This window comes from Ramlibacter sp. P4_H7 (assembly GCF_056400765.1).
Map to the genome: position 1 here is coordinate 357,451 of NZ_JBFUKP010000001.1, position 14,737 is coordinate 372,187.

The window sequence follows — 14,737 nt, forward strand, 5'->3', positions numbered from 1 at the left end:
ACGGATAATCGGCGGCATGAAATACCTCGTGGTCGCCGGCTTCTTGGCCATCATCGCCAGCCTCGGCTCGGCGCTGTACTTCATGATGAAGGACGGGCAGGACGGCAAGGCCAAGACCAGCAACATGGCGCGCGCGCTGGCGTTCCGCGTGGGCTTCTCCATCCTGCTGTTCGTGTGCATCCTGCTCGCCTGGAAGTTCGGCTACATCCGCCCGACCGGCATTCCCCTGAAGTAGTGCTGCAAAGACAAGGGCCGCTTGCGCGGCCCCTGCATCCTTCGTCCCTGCGGTCGCTCAGAGCCAGTACACCAGCGTGTACAGGAACAGCCAGACCACGTCCACGAAGTGCCAGTACCAGGCCGCGCCCTCGAAACCGAAGTGGCGATCCGGCGTGAAGTGGCCCTTCATCAAGCGGATGGTGATGAAGAACAGCATCAGCATGCCCACGATCACGTGGAAGCCGTGGAAGCCGGTGAGCATGAAGAAGGTGGAACCGTAGGCGCCCGAGCTGAGCTTCAGGTTCATCTCGTGGTACGCGTGGAAGTACTCGTAGCCCTGCACGCACACGAAGGTGAAGCCCAGGATCACGGTGAGCCACATCCACAGCACGGTGGTGCCGCGATGGCCCGCGCGCAAGGCGTGGTGCGCGATGGTCAGCGTGACGCCGGAGGTGAGCAGCAGCGCCGTGTTGATCGTCGGCAGCCAGAACGGCGTCATGACCTCGAAGGGCTCGATGATGCCGCCCGGGGAGGCGGTGGTGCCGGGGGCGACGCTGGGCCACACGGCCTTGAAGTCGGGCCACAGCAGGCTGTTGTCCAGGCCGCCCAGCGCCGGCACCGAGTGCGCGCGCATCCACCACAGGGCCGTGAAGAAGGCGCCGAAGAACATCACCTCCGAGAAGATGAACCAGCTCATGCTCCAGCGGAAGGACAGGTCGATCTTTCGGCCGTACACCCCGCCCTCGCTCTCGCGCGCGGCGTCGCGGAACCACTGGAACAGCACCCAGAACAGCCACAGCAGGCCAAAGGTCAGGGAGTACTTGCCCCAGTCGACGCCGTTGATCCAGTTGGCCGCGCCGAAGATGATGAAGAACAGTCCGAAGGCCGCGAACGCCGGGTGGCGCGACGGCTGGGGCACGTAGTAATGGGACGTTGTTCCCGGTGCGCTAGAGCTCATGTCGACTCCTGATACCTATTCCTAATTCTTGACGACCCAGTTGACCAGGGTGATCAGCCCCACCACGAACAGCCCCACGGCGACCAGCGCCACGGCGATGATGTGGAAGGGGTTGGCCTTGCCCAGGTCCTCCTCGTACTCGCTCTTCTTGCGGATGCCGACGAACGACCACAGCACGGTCTTCACCGTGCGCAACACGCTCATCCCGGAACTCCCGTCGAGGGCTTGGCGGACGCCGACGGCGCCGCGGGCGTCTTCCCGCCCACCTCGAAGAAGGTATAGGACAGCGTGATGGTCTTCACGTCCTTCGGCAACCGCGGGTCGATGACGAACGCCACCGGCCATTGTTTCTTTTCACCCGGCTCCAGCGTGTACTGGTTGAAGCAGAAGCACTCCAGCTTGTTGAAATGCGCCGAGGCCTGCCGCGGCGCATAGCTGGGGATGGCCTGCGCGGCCATCCTGTGGTCCTGCACGTTCTGGAACTCGTACATCACGGTGGCGAGCTCGCCCGGGTGCACCTGGATCGACGCCTGCGCCGGCTTGAACATCCAGGGGCCGCGCGCGTTGGCGTCGAACTCCACGGTGATCGTCCGGGTGCGGTCCACCTGGGTGTTGGCCGAGGCGGTCGATCCGCCGGGCACCTGCTTTTCGCCCAGGGCGAGGATGTTGATGCCGGTGAGTTCGCAGATGTGCTTGTAGATGGGGATCAGCGCATAGCCGAAGGCGAACATGCCGGCCGCGATCACGGCCAGCTTGCCCACCATCTTCCGGTTTTCCGCGCCGATGGCCATCGCTTACCTGCCCAGCAGCACCATCTTGGCCATGAAGCCGACAAAGAACACCAGGGCCACCGACGCCAGGATCAGCGCCAGTCGCAGGTTGCTCTTCTTGCGGTCGTCGCCGCGCATCTCTGCGGTCTGCATCAATGCACGCCCGCCGGGTTTTCCGGCTGCACGCGCGCATCCAGCACGCGGGTCGCGGTCGGGTCCAGGCGCGGGGGCGTCTCGAAGGTGTGGAAGGGCGCCGGCGACGGCACTTCCCACTCCAGGCCTTCGGCGCCCTTGCCGTCCGGGTCGTTCCACGGGCGCTGGCCGGCGGGCTTGCCCTGGCCGCGCATGCACGGCAGCACGATGAAGAAGAAGAAGTACACCTGCGCGAAGCCGAAGAAGAACGCGCCCACCGAAGCCCACATGTTGAAGTCGGCGAACTGCATCGGGTAGTCGGCGTAGCGGCGGGGCATGCCGGCCAGGCCCAGGAAGTGCATCGGGAAGAAGGTGACGTTGAAGGAGATCAGCGACCACCAGAAGTGGATCTTGCCGCGCGACTCGTTGTACATCACGCCGGTCCACTTGGGCATCCAGTAGTAGGCGCCGGAGAACATGGCGAACAGCGACCCGGCCACCAGCACGTAGTGGAAGTGCGCCACCACGTAGTAGGTGTCCTGCAGCAGCAGGTCGATCGGGGCCATGGCCAGGATCAGGCCGGTGAAGCCGCCGATGGTGAACACGAAGATGAAGCCCACCGCGAACAGCATCGGCGTCTCGAAGGTCATCGAGCCCTGCCACATGGTCGCGATCCAGTTGAAGATCTTCACGGCCGTCGGCACCGCGATCAGCATGGTCGCGTACATGAAGAACAGCTGGCCGGTCACCGGCATGCCGGTGGTGAACATGTGGTGCGCCCACACGATGAACGACAGGATGGCGATCGAGCTGGTCGCGTACACCATGGAGGCGTAGCCGAACAGGCGCTTGCGCGCGAAGGCCGGCACGACCTGGCTGATGATGCCGAAGGCCGGCAGGATCATGATGTAGACCTCGGGGTGGCCGAAGAACCAGAAGATGTGCTGGTACATCACCGGGTCGCCGCCGCCCGCGGGGTTGAAGAAGGTCGTGCCGAAGTGGCGGTCGGTCAGCGTCATTGTGATCGCGCCGGCCAGCACGGGCATCACGGCGATCAGCAGGTAGGCGGTGATCAGCCAGGTCCAGCAGAACATCGGCATCTTCATCAGCGTCATGCCGGGGGCGCGCATGTTGAGGATGGTCACGATGATGTTGATGGAGCCCATGATCGAGGAGGCGCCCAGGATGTGCATCGCGAAGATGCCGGCGTCCATCGACGGGCCCATCTGCAGGGTCAGCGGCGCGTACAGCGTCCAGCCGGCGGCGGGCGCGCCGCCGGGCATGAAGAACGAGCCGGCCAGCATGATGCCGGCGGGAACCATCAGCCAGAAGCTGAAGTTGTTCATGCGGGCGAAGGCCATGTCGGGCGCGCCGATCTGCAGCGGCACCATCCAGTTCGCGAAGCCCACGAAGGCCGGCATGATCGCGCCGAACACCATGATCAGGCCGTGCATGGTGGTCAGCTGGTTGAACAGCTCGGGGTTGACCAGCTGCAGGCCGGGCTGGAACAGCTCGGTGCGGATCAACAGGGCCAGCACGCCGCCGAACATCAGCATGAAGAAGGCGAACAGCAGGTACAGGGTCCCGATGTCCTTGTGGTTGGTCGCATAGACCCAGCGCCGCCAGCCGGCGGGCGCGTGGTCGTGGTGGTCGTCGTGTCCGGCAGCGTGGCCGTGGGGGTCGAGAACTGCGCTCATCTGGTGTTCCTCTTGATTCCTCTGCCCTCGATCACTTGCCGCGCTGCGCCAGCACTTCGGCGGGCTGCACGACCTGGCCGGTCTTGTTGCTCCAGTGGTTCTTGGTGTAGCTGATCACGGCGGCGAGGTCCGTGTCGCTCAGCTGCTTCCAGGCCGGCATCGCGTTGCGGCCGTTGAGCACCACGTGGATCTGCTTGTTCTTGTCGGCGTCGGTGACGATGGGAGAGCCGTCCAGCGGCAGGATCGGGCCGGCACCCTTGCCGTTGGCCTGGTGGCAGGCCGCGCAGTTGGCGGCGTACACCTTCTCGCCGCGGGCGACGATGTCCCCGAGCTGCCAGACCTTGGCGGGGTCGTCGGCCTTGGCGGCTATCAGCTTCTTCTGGTCGCCGGTCCACTTGACGAAGTCTTCCTGGCTCACCACCTTCACGTGGATGGGCATGTAGGCGTGCTCCTTGCCGCACAGCTCGTAGCACTGGCCGTAGAAGTCGCCGATCTTCTCGCTGCGGAACCAGGTGTCACGCACGAAGCCGGGAATCGCGTCCTGCTTGACGCCGAAGGCGGGCACGCCCCAGGCGTGGATCACGTCGTTGGCGGTGGTGATGATGCGGATCTTGCGGTTGACCGGCACCACCAGCGGGTTGTCGACCTTCAGCAGGTAGTCGTTGGGCATGTCGGCGGCGCGGGCGCCGTCGTTCGACATTTCGCGATGGGTGCTGTCCAGGGTGGAGACGAAGCTGACGCCCTGCGCGTCGCCGCTGAGGTAGTCGTAGCCCCACTTCCACTGGTAGCCGGTGGCCTTGATGGTCAGGTCGGCGTTGGAGGTGTCCTTGGATGCGACCAGCACCTTGGTGGCCGGCAGCGCCATCCCGATCACGATCAGGAAGGGGATGATGGTCCAGATGACTTCCACGGTCACCGACTCGTGGAAGTTGGCCGGCTTGTGGCCGACCGACTTGCGGTGCTTCCAGATGGAATAGAACATCACGGAGAACACCGCGATGAAGATCACGATGCAGGTGATCAGCATGAACCAGTGCAGCCACGAGATTTCGACCGCGATGCGCGTGGCCGCGGCGTGCAGGTTGAGCTGGCGCACGCCGGGGCCGCCGGGGAGGTCCTGCACCGCGGCGTGCGCCGTGGCCAGCCCGCCCGCCAACGAGAGCAGTGCCGCGATCTTCGAATTACTCTTCATCGTTTTCAGCCTCAAGCCTTCTAAAAACCCGTCCCGCGTCGTCCGCGGCCTATGCCTCGCGCAGCGCCCTGCGGATCTCGCGCGCCAGCTGCGGCCGCAGTTCCGGCCGCAGGTAGCGCCCGACGATCACCCGCCGGCCCTGCCCCGATACCTCGATCAGGGAGAGGTCGTCCACCGCCGGCTCCACCCGGACCCAGTCGCGGTTGAATTCCGCCCGCTGCAGCCGCCCGGCATGCTCCAGTTCCACCACGAGCCTCCGCCCCGAAAGGAGGATGTGCTCGCGGTCCGCCGCATGCCGCGCGTAGACCACGAAGGCGGCACCCACGGCCGCCAGTTCGAGCCAAGCGAACGGGAGGATCAACACCGCACCCTGGAACCAGAAGAAGGTCCCGATTCCCAGCGTCACCACGCACAGCGAGGCATACAGCCAGCCCAGCTGGGCCGGCGTCACCGAGCAGTTGCGTCCGAGGAACCAGTGGATGGCCTGGCCCTGGACGGTGGCGAAGCGGAAGATCAGGTCCGACACGGTCATCGCACGTAAATCAACCGCGCATTGTAGCGGCCTTGGATATGCCACTTTCCGGTGAAACCTGCCTTGATGCCGCGCAAGGTGGGCGGCCATTGCGCCTTGATGCGGCGCAAGCGCGCCGGAGCTATTCCCGACCGCGGCGCTCGGACTGCAGCATGGCGCGCATGTCGTCCATCGACACCGCGGTCTGCTCGCCCATGCGGGCGCGCGGCACCGGCTTGAGCGCATGACCGTAGATGATCTCGAACGTGAGCGTGAGCTTCCCGTCGGGGCCGCGCAGCTGCGTGTCCAGCACCTCGTGCAGGCGGGCCCGCCAGGCCTTTCCGCGCAGCGCGGGAAAGCGCGCGGGATGCAGGTTGGCGCCCAGTTCGCGCAGCTCCGAGAGCAGCCGTTCGGGCGAGTCAAAGGCCAGCGTGATGCGCTCCATGTCCATCACCGGCTCGGCGAAGCCGGTGTGCACGAGCATGTCGCCCCAGTCGTGCATGTCGGTGAATTCGTGCGCCGGCGGCGGCCAGCCCGCCGCGCTGTAGGCTGCGCGCAACTGCTGCAGCGTGTCCGGACCCAGGCAGGAGAACATCAGGAAGCCATCGACCGCCAGCGCCGCATGCCACTCGCGCATCAGCGCCTGCGGATCCGCGCTCATGTGCAGCAGCATGTTGGACCAGAGCATCTGCACGCTGCCCGCGGGCACGGCACCGGTCTCCACGCTGCCGCCCGCCAGCCGCTTCCACCACGGCCTGGCCAGCCGCTCGCGCGCCACCACGGCGCGCGCCGCCACTGGCTCCGTCACGTGCACCCGCGACTGCGGATAGCGCTGCGCGACCAGCGCGTGGGCGTCCAGCCCGCCGCGCACCGGCTCCCAGTCGGCCCAGGCCGGCGGCGCGCGCTTGATCCACTGCAGGCGTTCCTCCATGCGCCGCCCCACCTCCTCGTGCAGCCAGGGGCTGGGCGCAGGCGCCGCGCGCTGCCAGCGGGCGGCGGCAAGGGGATCGATGGTGGGGGGACGTTCGGATGCCATGGACGGGGCAGGCAAGTATATTGAGCCGATGCGCACCGCCTGGCTGCAGCGCTGGGTTCCCCATCCCCCGAGCCGCTGCGCCGTCTGCGGCGCGTGGCCTGCGCGTCCGCTGTGCGATGCCTGCGTGAGCCGCTTCGCGCAGCCGCAGCACCGCTGCGCCACCTGCGCCCTCCCGCTGCCGGCCGGCACCTCCGTGTGTGGCGCCTGCCTGCGCACGCCGCCGCCCCTGGATGCCTGCTTCGCCGCGGTCGGCTATGCCTATCCCTGGTCCGGCCTCGTCGCGCGCTTCAAGTTCAGCGGCGAGCCGTGGTGGGCCCAGGCCCTGGCGGAACGGATGGCCGGCATCGCCGGCCTGCGGCAGGAACTGGACGCCGCCGACCTGCTGCTGCCGATGCCGCTCGCGGCGCGGCGGCTGGCCGAGCGCGGCTTCAACCAGGCGCTGCTGCTGGCGCGCCGGCTCGATCCCCGCAAGGTCGAGGCGAAGCTGCTGCTGCGCCTGCGCGAGACCGGGTCGCAGGTGGCGCTGGACCGGCGCGCCCGCCAGGCCAACGTGGGCAACGCCTTCGGCGTCGATCCGCTGCGCGTGGACGAAGTGCGCGGCCGCTGCGTGCTGCTGGTGGACGACGTGATGACCAGCGGCGCCTCGCTGCACGCTGCCGCCCAGGCGCTGCGCCAGGCCGGCGCGCGGCGCGTGGGCGCGGTGGTGCTGGCCCGCACCGACGAGCCCGACGACTGAAGCGGGTGGCCGACAATCCGGCCATGTTCCACATCGTCCTGGTCGCGCCCGAGATCCCGCCGAACACCGGCAACGTGATCCGGCTGGCCGCGAACACGGGCTGCACGCTGCACCTGGTCGAGCCGCTGGGTTTTTCCATGGAGGACCGCCTGATGCGGCGTGCCGGCCTCGATTACCACGAGTACGCCGAGGTCCGGAAGCACGCCGACTGGCCTGCCCTGCTCACCAGCGAACGGCCGGACGCCGCGCGCATGTTCGCCCTCAGCACGCGCGGCACGCGACCGGTCCACGAGGTGGCGTTCTCGCCGGGGGACTGGCTGGTGTTCGGATCGGAGACGGCCGGCCTGCCGGCGACCGTCCTGGAGAGCTTCGCGCCGGACCAGCGGCTGAGGCTGCCGATGCGCGCCGGGCAACGCAGCCTCAACCTGTCCAATGCGGTCGCGGTAACGGTGTTCGAAGCATGGCGCCAGCAGGGTTTCGCCGGCGCTGGCTGAGCACTGTGCGATCGGCCACAGAAGCCATACTCTGTTGCACGCGGCTGTGTTTGAAAGCGTACGGCGAGTCCCGCATGTGGGTCCTAACCGGCCCCGAAAGGGCAGGCCAGGCAACCCAGACTCCTTTCTTCCAGGCCCGCTTCGGCGGGCTTCTTTTTGCCCGGCGTAACGGCAGGTACGTTCAGGCGTAGCGGCGGCTGATCGACTCGGCGATGCACACCGGCTTGTCGCTGCCTTCGCGTTCGATGCTCACGCCCCAGGTCATCTGGTAGCCGTTGCCGGTGATCTCGGCGCAGTCGATGAGCTGCAGCCGCGCCCGCAGCCGGCTGCCCACCGGCACCGGCGAGGTGAAGCGCACGCGGTTCAACCCGTAGTTCACGCCCATCTTGGTGTCCTGCACTTCCATCGCGTTGTCGAAGAAGGTCGGGATCAGCGACAGGGTCAGGAAGCCGTGGGCGATGGTGGTGCCGAACGGGCCTTGCTTGGCGCGCTCGGGGTCCACGTGGATCCACTGGTGGTCGCCCGTCGCCTGCGCAAACAGGTCGACCTGCTGCTGGGTGATGGTGATCCAGCCGCTGACGGCGACTTCCTGGCCGACCAGCGCGGGCAGCTCGGTGAGCGATTGGAAGATCTTCATCGGCGCAATGTAGCAATGCCGGCGCCGCGCCGGGCGTCGCCTACGCGTCCAGCCAGCGCTGGATGCCTTGCCACTGCTCCAGGTCGCGCTCCACCTTGGAAGGGGCGACGTCGAACAGCGTCAGGCCGCGCGCGGCCAGGTGCACGTAGTTCTGCGTGGGCCGCAGGAAGCCCAGCACCGGCAGGCCTAGCGCGTCCACGAACTCCTGCAGCTTGTCTGCGGCGATGGTGCGCGCGTCCACCCGCATGCCGACGATGCCCACCTGCATCCTGCCCGCCTTGCGATGGTGCGCGAGCTCATCGAGGAAGGCGCGGGTGGCATAGATGTCGAAGATGCTGGGCTGCAGCGGCACGACCACCTTGTCGGCCGAGCGCAGCGTGTCTTCCATCCACTTGCCGTGCATGCCGGCCGGGGTGTCCAGCACCACGTGGGTGGTGCCCTTGGGCGGCTTGGCGATCTGCCCTTCCCCCACTTCCCAGCTGGCGATCGGTCGGGCCTCCGGCGGCCGCAGGCGCAGCCATAATCTGGAGGACTGCTGGCGGTCCGCATCGCCCAGCATCACCTGGCGGCCTTGCCTGGCGAAGTAGCCGGCAATGTTGGTGGCGACGGTGGTCTTGCCCACCCCGCCTTTCGGATTGGCAACAACGACAACCGGCATCGACGGGCTCCTCTGTGCGCGGCCCGGGGAGCCGCATAAGCTATGTTACAGGGCATGGATGAGTTCGCAAACCGGCGTGCGGGTGTCTATGTCCTGGCGGCGCACCCCAGCTGGCGCGAATCGCGGGTGACGCGACAGCTGTTCGACGAGGCCCGTTCGGTGCCCGGCGTGCAGGTCCGCGACCTGTATGGCAGCTACCCGGACTACGACATCGACGTCGCCGCGGAACAGGCCAGCGCCGAAGCGGCCACCCTGCTGGTCCTGTTGCACCCGATCCAGTGGTACTCGATGCCGGCGCTGATGAAGCTCTGGCTGGACGAGGTGCTGCGTTACGGCTGGGCCTATGGGCGTGCGGGCACCGCGCTGCGCGGCAAGGACCTCTGGCTGGTGGCCAGCACCGGCGGGCCAGAAGGCTCCTACCACCCGCAGGGCTACAACCGCTACTTCTTCGACGCCTTCCTGCCGCCCTATGAGCAGACCGCGGCCCTGTGCCGCATGCGCTTCCTGCCGCCCTTGCTGCTGCACGGCGCCCATCGCGTGGGCGAACGCGAAGTGCAGGCGCACGCCGACGTGTTCCGCCAGCGCCTGGCAAGCTATCCGGACTGGCCCGAGCTGGAGGGCCTGGGCGAGTGCCCCATCACCGACGTGCCCGTGGCCGACCGGCCGGTGCCGGCCTCGGAAACCGACTGATGGAACACGCCCCGGCCTGGCTGGTCAACAGCCTGATCTACCTGTCCGCCGCCGTCATCGCGGTGCCCCTGTCCAAGGCGATCGGCCTCGGCTCCATCCTGGGCTACCTCGCCGCCGGCATCGTCATCGGGCCCTGGGGCTTCGGGCTGGTGCGCAACGTGGAGGACATCCTGCATTTCGCCGAGTTCGGCGTGGTGCTGATGCTGTTCCTGATCGGCCTGGAGCTGGAGCCGCGCCGGCTGTGGAGCCTGCGCCGGCCGATCTTCGGCTGGGGCAGCGCGCAGGTGCTGGGCTGCGCGGCGCTGCTGTTCGCGGCGGGCGTGCTGTTCGGCGCGCCCTGGCGCACGTCGCTGGTCGCGGCGCTGGGCCTGGCGCTCTCGTCGACCGCGATCGCGCTGCAGGTCATGGGCGAGCGCAACCTGCTGCCCACCAGCAGCGGCCAGGCCGGTTTTTCCATCCTGCTGTTCCAGGACGTCGCCGCGATCCCGATCCTCGCGCTGCTGCCCCTGCTCGGCACGGTGGCGGACACCAGGCCGGACGATGGCCACACGCTCTGGGAGGCGGTGCGCATCGTGCTGGTGATCGGCGGGATCATCCTCGGTGGTCGGCTGCTGCTGCGGCCGCTGCTGCGCCTGATCGCCAAGAGCCGGACGCCGGAGATCTTCACCGCGGCGGCGCTGCTGCTGGTGGTGGCGATCGCCGCGTTGATGCAGCTGGTGGGCCTGTCGATGGCGCTGGGCGCCTTTCTCGCCGGCGTGCTGCTGGCGGAAAGCGAATACAAGCGCGAGCTCGAGACCGACATCGAGCCGTTCAAGGGCCTGCTGCTGGGCCTGTTCTTCATCGCCGTGGGCATGAGCATCGACTTCGGCGTGCTGGCCCGCCAGCCCGGCGTGATGGCGCTGATCGTCGCGGGCCTGATGCTGCTCAAGTGCGCGGTGATCTGGGCCATCGCCAGGCCGATGGGCATCCCCCTGGCCGAGCGCCCCGTGTTCACGCTGCTGCTGGCGCAGGGCGGCGAGTTCGCCTTCGTGGTGTTCCAGGCGGCGGCCGGGGCGCGCGTGTTCTCGACGGAAACCGCGTCGCTGCTGATCGGGGCGGTCGCCGTCTCGATGCTGCTCACGCCGCTGCTGCTGGTGGCGGTGGACCGCTTCCTGCTGCCGCGCTGGGACGCGCGCAACCGCCAGCTCGACGAACTGAGCGAGCCGCAGGACGCGCCTGTGATCATCGCGGGCTTCGGCCGCTACGGCCAGATCATCGGCCGGCTGCTGAATGCGCAGGGCATCGGTGCGACAGTCCTCGATCACGACGCCGACATGGTGGAGGCCGCGCGCTCCTTTGGCTACAAGGTGCACTACGGTGACGCGACCCGTCTCGACCTGCTGCGCACGGCGGGCGCCGGCAGCGCGCGGGTGCTGGTGGTGGCGGTGGACGACGAGGAACAGTCGCTGCAGATCGTGGACCTCGCGCACGAGCATTTCCCGCACCTGGAGCTGGTCGCCCGCGCCCGCGACGTGACGCACTGGAACCGGCTGCGCGACCGCGGGGTGACGCGCGTGGAACGCGAGGTCTTCGAATCCAGCCTGCGCAGCGGCCGCACGGTGCTGGAGGTGCTGGGGCAGACGCCGCACGAGGCGCGGCAGCAGGCCGTGCGCTTTCGCCGCCACAACATGGAACTGTTCGAGAAGATGCACCCGCACTACCAGGACCGCAAGCGCCTGATCGCCGTGGTCAAGGCCGGCCGGCAGCAGCTGGAGGAACAGATGGCCAACGAGCGGGCCGAGGCCGAGGCGCGGCGCAAGCGGGGCGCCGAGCGCCTGCCCGGCTGGGACAGCGACCGCGGCTAGGGCAGACGGCCAGAAGAAAGGCGTCCCACACCGTTTCGTAGGCTGGGGTGAGCCCGCAGGCGAACCCCGGCAATGTGCGCAGCGCTGGGGTTCGCTCCGCTCACCGCCAGCCTACAGGAAGGCATCCCACACCAGCTTCAGGCCGGTGAGCAGCATGCCCGCGTACAGCAGGCGGTAGAACAGGCGCGGTTCGATCCGGTGCGCCAGCCGCACGCCCGCGATCACGCCGATCGGCGCAAACGGCATCAGTGCCAGCGACGTCGCCATGTTGCGCAGGTCCAGCAGCCCCAGCCAGCCGTAGGGCACCCACTTGCTCAGGTTGATCACGAAGAAGAACACGCTCATGGTCGCTGCAAAGGCCACCGGCGGCAGCCGCAGCGGCAGCACGTACGCGCTCACCGGCGGTCCGCCCGCGTGGGCCACGAAGCTGGTGAAGCCGGAGGTGGCGGTGAGCAGCCCGCCCAGCCATTTCGGCGGCGGCGGACTGTCCGCGCGCGGCGGGAACAGCAGGCGCTGCGCCAGGAACACCAGCGTGAACACGCCCACGATGCCCGCCACCAGGCGCGCATCGAGCAGGCGGAAGGACAGCGTGCCGATCACCGTGCCCAGCAGCCCGAAGGGGATCAGGAAGCGCAGCAGCGTGGCGTCCCATTTGCCCCGGTACGCCGCCAGCCCCATGATGTCCATCACGAACAGGATGGGCATCAGGATCGCCGCGGCCTGCGGCACCGTGACGGCCAGCGCCATGATGGGCACGGCGAGCGAGCCGAAGCCCGCGCCGAAGCCGCTCTTGCTGAGGCCCAGCAGCAGGACGGCGGGGATGGCGGCCGCGTAGAACTGCCAGTCGGTGATCAGGGGAAGGTTCAAGCCTGCATTGTCCCGCGCCGGCGCCCCGCTCCCGCCGGCAGGAAGCTCACCCCACCCGCTTCTTCAGGTTCTGCAGCGACACCAGCAGGTCGCCGACGAACTTCGCCGTGGCCTCGTCGGTCAGCTCGCCCTGCGCGTTGAACTTGTTCTGCGCGAAGGAGATGAACACCTCGGGCTTGTTCACGGTGAAGCTGTTCATGAACACCAGCACCTTGCGCAGGTCGTACTGCATGCGCGCCGTGCCCACCGGGCCCGGGCTCGCGCCCATGATCGCCACCACCTTGCCGTCGAAGGGCGGCTCGGGCGGACGCGACATCCAGTCCAGCGTGTTCTTCAGCACGCCGGGAATCGAGAAGTTGTATTCCGGGGTGACGATCAGGACGGCGTCGGCCGCGCGCAGCTGCGCCTTGAGCGCGCTCACTTCGGCCGGCTCGCCGGCGGCGCGCACGTCGTCGTTGTACATCGGGATGCGGCTGATGTCCGCGACCGTGATCTCCATGCCCGCCGGCGCGAGCTTCTGCGCGGCGCGCAGTGCCATCGCGTTGTAGGAGCCCTGGCGCAGGCTGCCGCAGATGCCGAGAACTTTCATTGTGTCTTGCTCGTTGTCGTAAGGGGATTCATTCCGCGCGGATGCCCAGCGTCTTCACCAGCCTGGACCAGTGCTCCACGTCGCGCTTGACCACCGCGCGCGCATCATCGCCGATCAGGGCCATGGGCTTGCCGCCGGTCTTCAGCAGCGTCTCCTGCACGTCGGGCATCGCCGCCATCCGGGCGAAATCGGCGCGCAGTTTCTGCAGCACCTCCGGCGGCGTCTTCGCGGGCGCGAACAGGCCGAACCAGGATTCCAGCTCCAGGGGCGCCGCGCCGCTTTCCAGCACGGTAGGCACCTGCGGATGCATGGGATTGCGCGCCGCGCCGGAGACGGCGAGCGCCTTGGCATTGCCCGCGTCCACCTGCACCCGCGCCGTGGGCGACAAGTCGAAGAACAGGTCCACGCGGCCGCCCAGCAGGTCCTGGTAGGCCGGCTGCGCGCCGCGGTAGGGCACGTGGGCCACGTCCACCTTCGCCAGGTGCCACAGCGCCGCGGCCAGCACGTGCTGGCCCGAGCCGACCCCCGCCGATGCGTAGGTCAGCTTGCCAGGATTCGCCTTCGCGTACGCGAGCAATTCCTGCAGGTTGTTGTACGGCAGGTCCTTGCGGCCCACCAGCGTGTAGCTGTAGCTCACGAGCAGGCCGACGGGCTCGAAGTCCTTCAGGCTGTCGTAGGGGAGGTTCGGGTACAGGCCGGGGTTGAGCGCGAGGTTGGAGACCGAACCCACCAGCAAGGTGTAGCCGTCCGGCGCCGCCTTGGCCGCGGCATCGGTGCCCACCAGCGTGCCGGAGCCGGTGCGGTTTTCCACCACGAACCCCTGGCCGGTAAGCTTGCCCATGCGGTCCGCCATCAGCCGACCCACCGTGTCGAAGCCGCCGCCCGGAGGCTGCGGCACGATGATGCGCACCGGCTTGTTGGGATAGCCTTGAGACAACGCCGCCGTGAATGGCAGCGAAGCCATCAGCGCAAGAAGCCCCCTCCTCGCGATCCGGCTCCATCCAGCGGCCACCGCGGAACCGGCTTCGCCGGGCCGCCGGTGGCGCCCCCTCGAGGGGGAGGCAGCCGCAGGCTGCTTCGGGGGGGAGCCCATTACCGCTCCAGCGGGCCGCCGGCCAGCCAGCGCTCGCCGCGCCGGTACAGCTCCTGCACCACGGGGCCCTTGAGCATCGGCATGTCCATCTTGACCTGGTAGCCGATGCGCGTCTGGATGTAGGCAAGGTGGCGATAGCCCTCCGGCATGCTGGCCAGCAGCGCCTGGTCCAGCTTCAGCTGCGCGGTGGAATCGACCGGATCGATGCGGTCCTTTTCGTAGATCGGCTGGCGATGCAGCACCTTCCACTGGCCGTCATGCCTGGTGATGAAGTCGTGGAAGCGCCCCGTGCACACCACGTCGCACAGCACCGGCCCGTCGGCGCCTTCCACCATGCCGCGCTGCGAGATCGTCATCTTGGTCTGCGCGATCGCGCGGTCGCCCGCCACTTCGATGGCGGAGCCGCCCAGGAAGTGCAGGATGCTCACGCCCTTGTCCCAGCCCTCCTGCGTGACGCGGATGAAGTCACGAAAGGGCCCCTGGAACCAGGTGGCCATCATCACGCCCTCGGGGTGCCATACGGTGGCGAAGCGCTCCCAGTCGCCGGCATCACGCCAGACCGCCCAGCGTTCCACCAGCTCGCGGATCAGCAGCTTGTCGGTCATCGTGTCGTCCAT

19 protein-coding genes are annotated in these 14,737 nt (G+C 68.1%); 5 read left to right on the plus strand and 14 right to left on the minus strand.

The genetic code is table 11. The annotated features are described in order from the left end of the window. Positions 1–16 precede the first annotated feature (16 nt). Positions 17–235, plus strand: coding sequence for a twin transmembrane helix small protein (locus AC1DSA_RS01805; protein ID WP_477885438.1), 219 nt, complete (start codon positions 17–19; stop codon positions 233–235). Positions 236–292: 57 nt separating this feature from the next. On the opposite strand, the gene AC1DSA_RS01810 is transcribed toward AC1DSA_RS01805, so the two are convergent. From AC1DSA_RS01810 to AC1DSA_RS01845, 8 genes are all read right to left on the minus strand, one after another. Continuing rightward, positions 293–1,174: a cytochrome c oxidase subunit 3 gene (locus AC1DSA_RS01810; RefSeq protein ID WP_477885440.1), complete on the minus strand. Its 882-nt coding sequence runs from the start codon at positions 1,172–1,174 to the stop codon at positions 293–295. A 21-nt stretch (positions 1,175–1,195) separates the two neighbouring features. After that, positions 1,196–1,378, minus strand: a complete 183-nt coding sequence (locus tag AC1DSA_RS01815; RefSeq protein WP_477885442.1) for a DUF2970 domain-containing protein — start codon at positions 1,376–1,378, stop codon at positions 1,196–1,198. After that, positions 1,375–1,965 (minus strand): cytochrome c oxidase assembly protein, encoded by a 591-nt coding sequence (locus AC1DSA_RS01820; protein ID WP_477885444.1) that lies wholly within the window; start codon positions 1,963–1,965, stop codon positions 1,375–1,377. Before AC1DSA_RS01820 ends, AC1DSA_RS01815 begins: the two co-directional genes overlap by 4 nt. A 3-nt stretch (positions 1,966–1,968) precedes the next feature. Next, positions 1,969–2,097 (minus strand): cytochrome oxidase small assembly protein, encoded by a 129-nt coding sequence (locus AC1DSA_RS01825; protein ID WP_477885446.1) that lies wholly within the window; start codon positions 2,095–2,097, stop codon positions 1,969–1,971. Beyond that, complete coding sequence (gene ctaD / locus AC1DSA_RS01830) at positions 2,097–3,773, minus strand: cytochrome c oxidase subunit I (RefSeq protein ID WP_477885448.1); 1,677 nt, start codon at positions 3,771–3,773, stop codon at positions 2,097–2,099. Before ctaD ends, AC1DSA_RS01825 begins: the two co-directional genes overlap by 1 nt. Positions 3,774–3,804: 31 nt before the next feature. Beyond that, positions 3,805–4,965: a cytochrome c oxidase subunit II gene (coxB, locus tag AC1DSA_RS01835; protein ID WP_477885450.1), complete on the minus strand. Its 1,161-nt coding sequence runs from the start codon at positions 4,963–4,965 to the stop codon at positions 3,805–3,807. A 49-nt stretch (positions 4,966–5,014) separates the two neighbouring features. Further along, a complete protein-coding gene (locus AC1DSA_RS01840; protein ID WP_477885452.1) occupies positions 5,015–5,497 on the minus strand; it encodes a DUF2244 domain-containing protein in 483 nt (160 codons plus the stop codon). A 121-nt stretch (positions 5,498–5,618) separates the two neighbouring features. Beyond that, the gene (locus AC1DSA_RS01845; RefSeq protein WP_477885454.1) at positions 5,619–6,512 is read right to left on the minus strand and encodes a class I SAM-dependent methyltransferase; all 894 of its coding nucleotides are present in this window, start codon (positions 6,510–6,512) and stop codon (positions 5,619–5,621) included. Between the two features lie 28 nt (positions 6,513–6,540). Between AC1DSA_RS01845 and AC1DSA_RS01850 the strand changes: the two genes are divergently transcribed. Beyond that, positions 6,541–7,248: a phosphoribosyltransferase family protein gene (locus tag AC1DSA_RS01850; protein ID WP_477885456.1), complete on the plus strand. Its 708-nt coding sequence runs from the start codon at positions 6,541–6,543 to the stop codon at positions 7,246–7,248. A 23-nt stretch (positions 7,249–7,271) separates the two neighbouring features. Next, positions 7,272–7,742, plus strand: a complete 471-nt coding sequence (gene trmL / locus AC1DSA_RS01855; RefSeq protein WP_477885458.1) for a tRNA (uridine(34)/cytosine(34)/5-carboxymethylaminomethyluridine(34)-2'-O)-methyltransferase TrmL — start codon at positions 7,272–7,274, stop codon at positions 7,740–7,742. A 181-nt stretch (positions 7,743–7,923) separates the two neighbouring features. Here the strand turns inward: trmL and AC1DSA_RS01860 are convergent, their stop codons facing one another. Further along, entirely contained in the window at positions 7,924–8,379 is a 456-nt protein-coding gene (locus AC1DSA_RS01860) for a MaoC family dehydratase (RefSeq protein WP_477885460.1), read from the minus strand. 40 nt (positions 8,380–8,419) lie between these two features. After that, positions 8,420–9,037 (minus strand): nucleotide-binding protein, encoded by a 618-nt coding sequence (locus tag AC1DSA_RS01865; RefSeq protein WP_477885462.1) that lies wholly within the window; start codon positions 9,035–9,037, stop codon positions 8,420–8,422. A gap of 54 nt (positions 9,038–9,091) precedes the next feature. Here AC1DSA_RS01865 and kefF point away from each other — a divergent pair, with 54 nt between their 5' ends. Continuing rightward, on the plus strand, positions 9,092–9,727 hold the full coding sequence (gene kefF, locus AC1DSA_RS01870; protein ID WP_477885464.1) for a glutathione-regulated potassium-efflux system oxidoreductase KefF: 636 nt from the start codon (positions 9,092–9,094) through the stop codon (positions 9,725–9,727). Beyond that, positions 9,727–11,571 carry a glutathione-regulated potassium-efflux system protein KefC gene (gene kefC / locus AC1DSA_RS01875; protein WP_477885466.1) on the plus strand — a complete coding sequence of 615 codons (1,845 nt, stop codon included), beginning with the start codon at positions 9,727–9,729 and terminating at the stop codon, positions 11,569–11,571. The genes kefF and kefC overlap by 1 nt, the downstream gene beginning before the upstream one ends. Before the next feature lie 111 nt (positions 11,572–11,682). Here the strand turns inward: kefC and AC1DSA_RS01880 are convergent, their stop codons facing one another. The 4 genes from AC1DSA_RS01880 to AC1DSA_RS01895 form a co-directional block, all read right to left on the minus strand. Beyond that, complete coding sequence (locus tag AC1DSA_RS01880) at positions 11,683–12,438, minus strand: sulfite exporter TauE/SafE family protein (RefSeq protein ID WP_477885468.1); 756 nt, start codon at positions 12,436–12,438, stop codon at positions 11,683–11,685. A gap of 46 nt (positions 12,439–12,484) precedes the next feature. Next, on the minus strand, positions 12,485–13,027 hold the full coding sequence (locus AC1DSA_RS01885; RefSeq protein ID WP_477885470.1) for an NADPH-dependent FMN reductase: 543 nt from the start codon (positions 13,025–13,027) through the stop codon (positions 12,485–12,487). A gap of 28 nt (positions 13,028–13,055) precedes the next feature. Further along, the gene (locus tag AC1DSA_RS01890) at positions 13,056–13,991 is read right to left on the minus strand and encodes a Bug family tripartite tricarboxylate transporter substrate binding protein (protein ID WP_477885472.1); all 936 of its coding nucleotides are present in this window, start codon (positions 13,989–13,991) and stop codon (positions 13,056–13,058) included. Between the two features lie 128 nt (positions 13,992–14,119). After that, positions 14,120–14,737 carry a nuclear transport factor 2 family protein gene (locus tag AC1DSA_RS01895; protein ID WP_477885473.1) on the minus strand — a complete coding sequence of 206 codons (618 nt, stop codon included), beginning with the start codon at positions 14,735–14,737 and terminating at the stop codon, positions 14,120–14,122.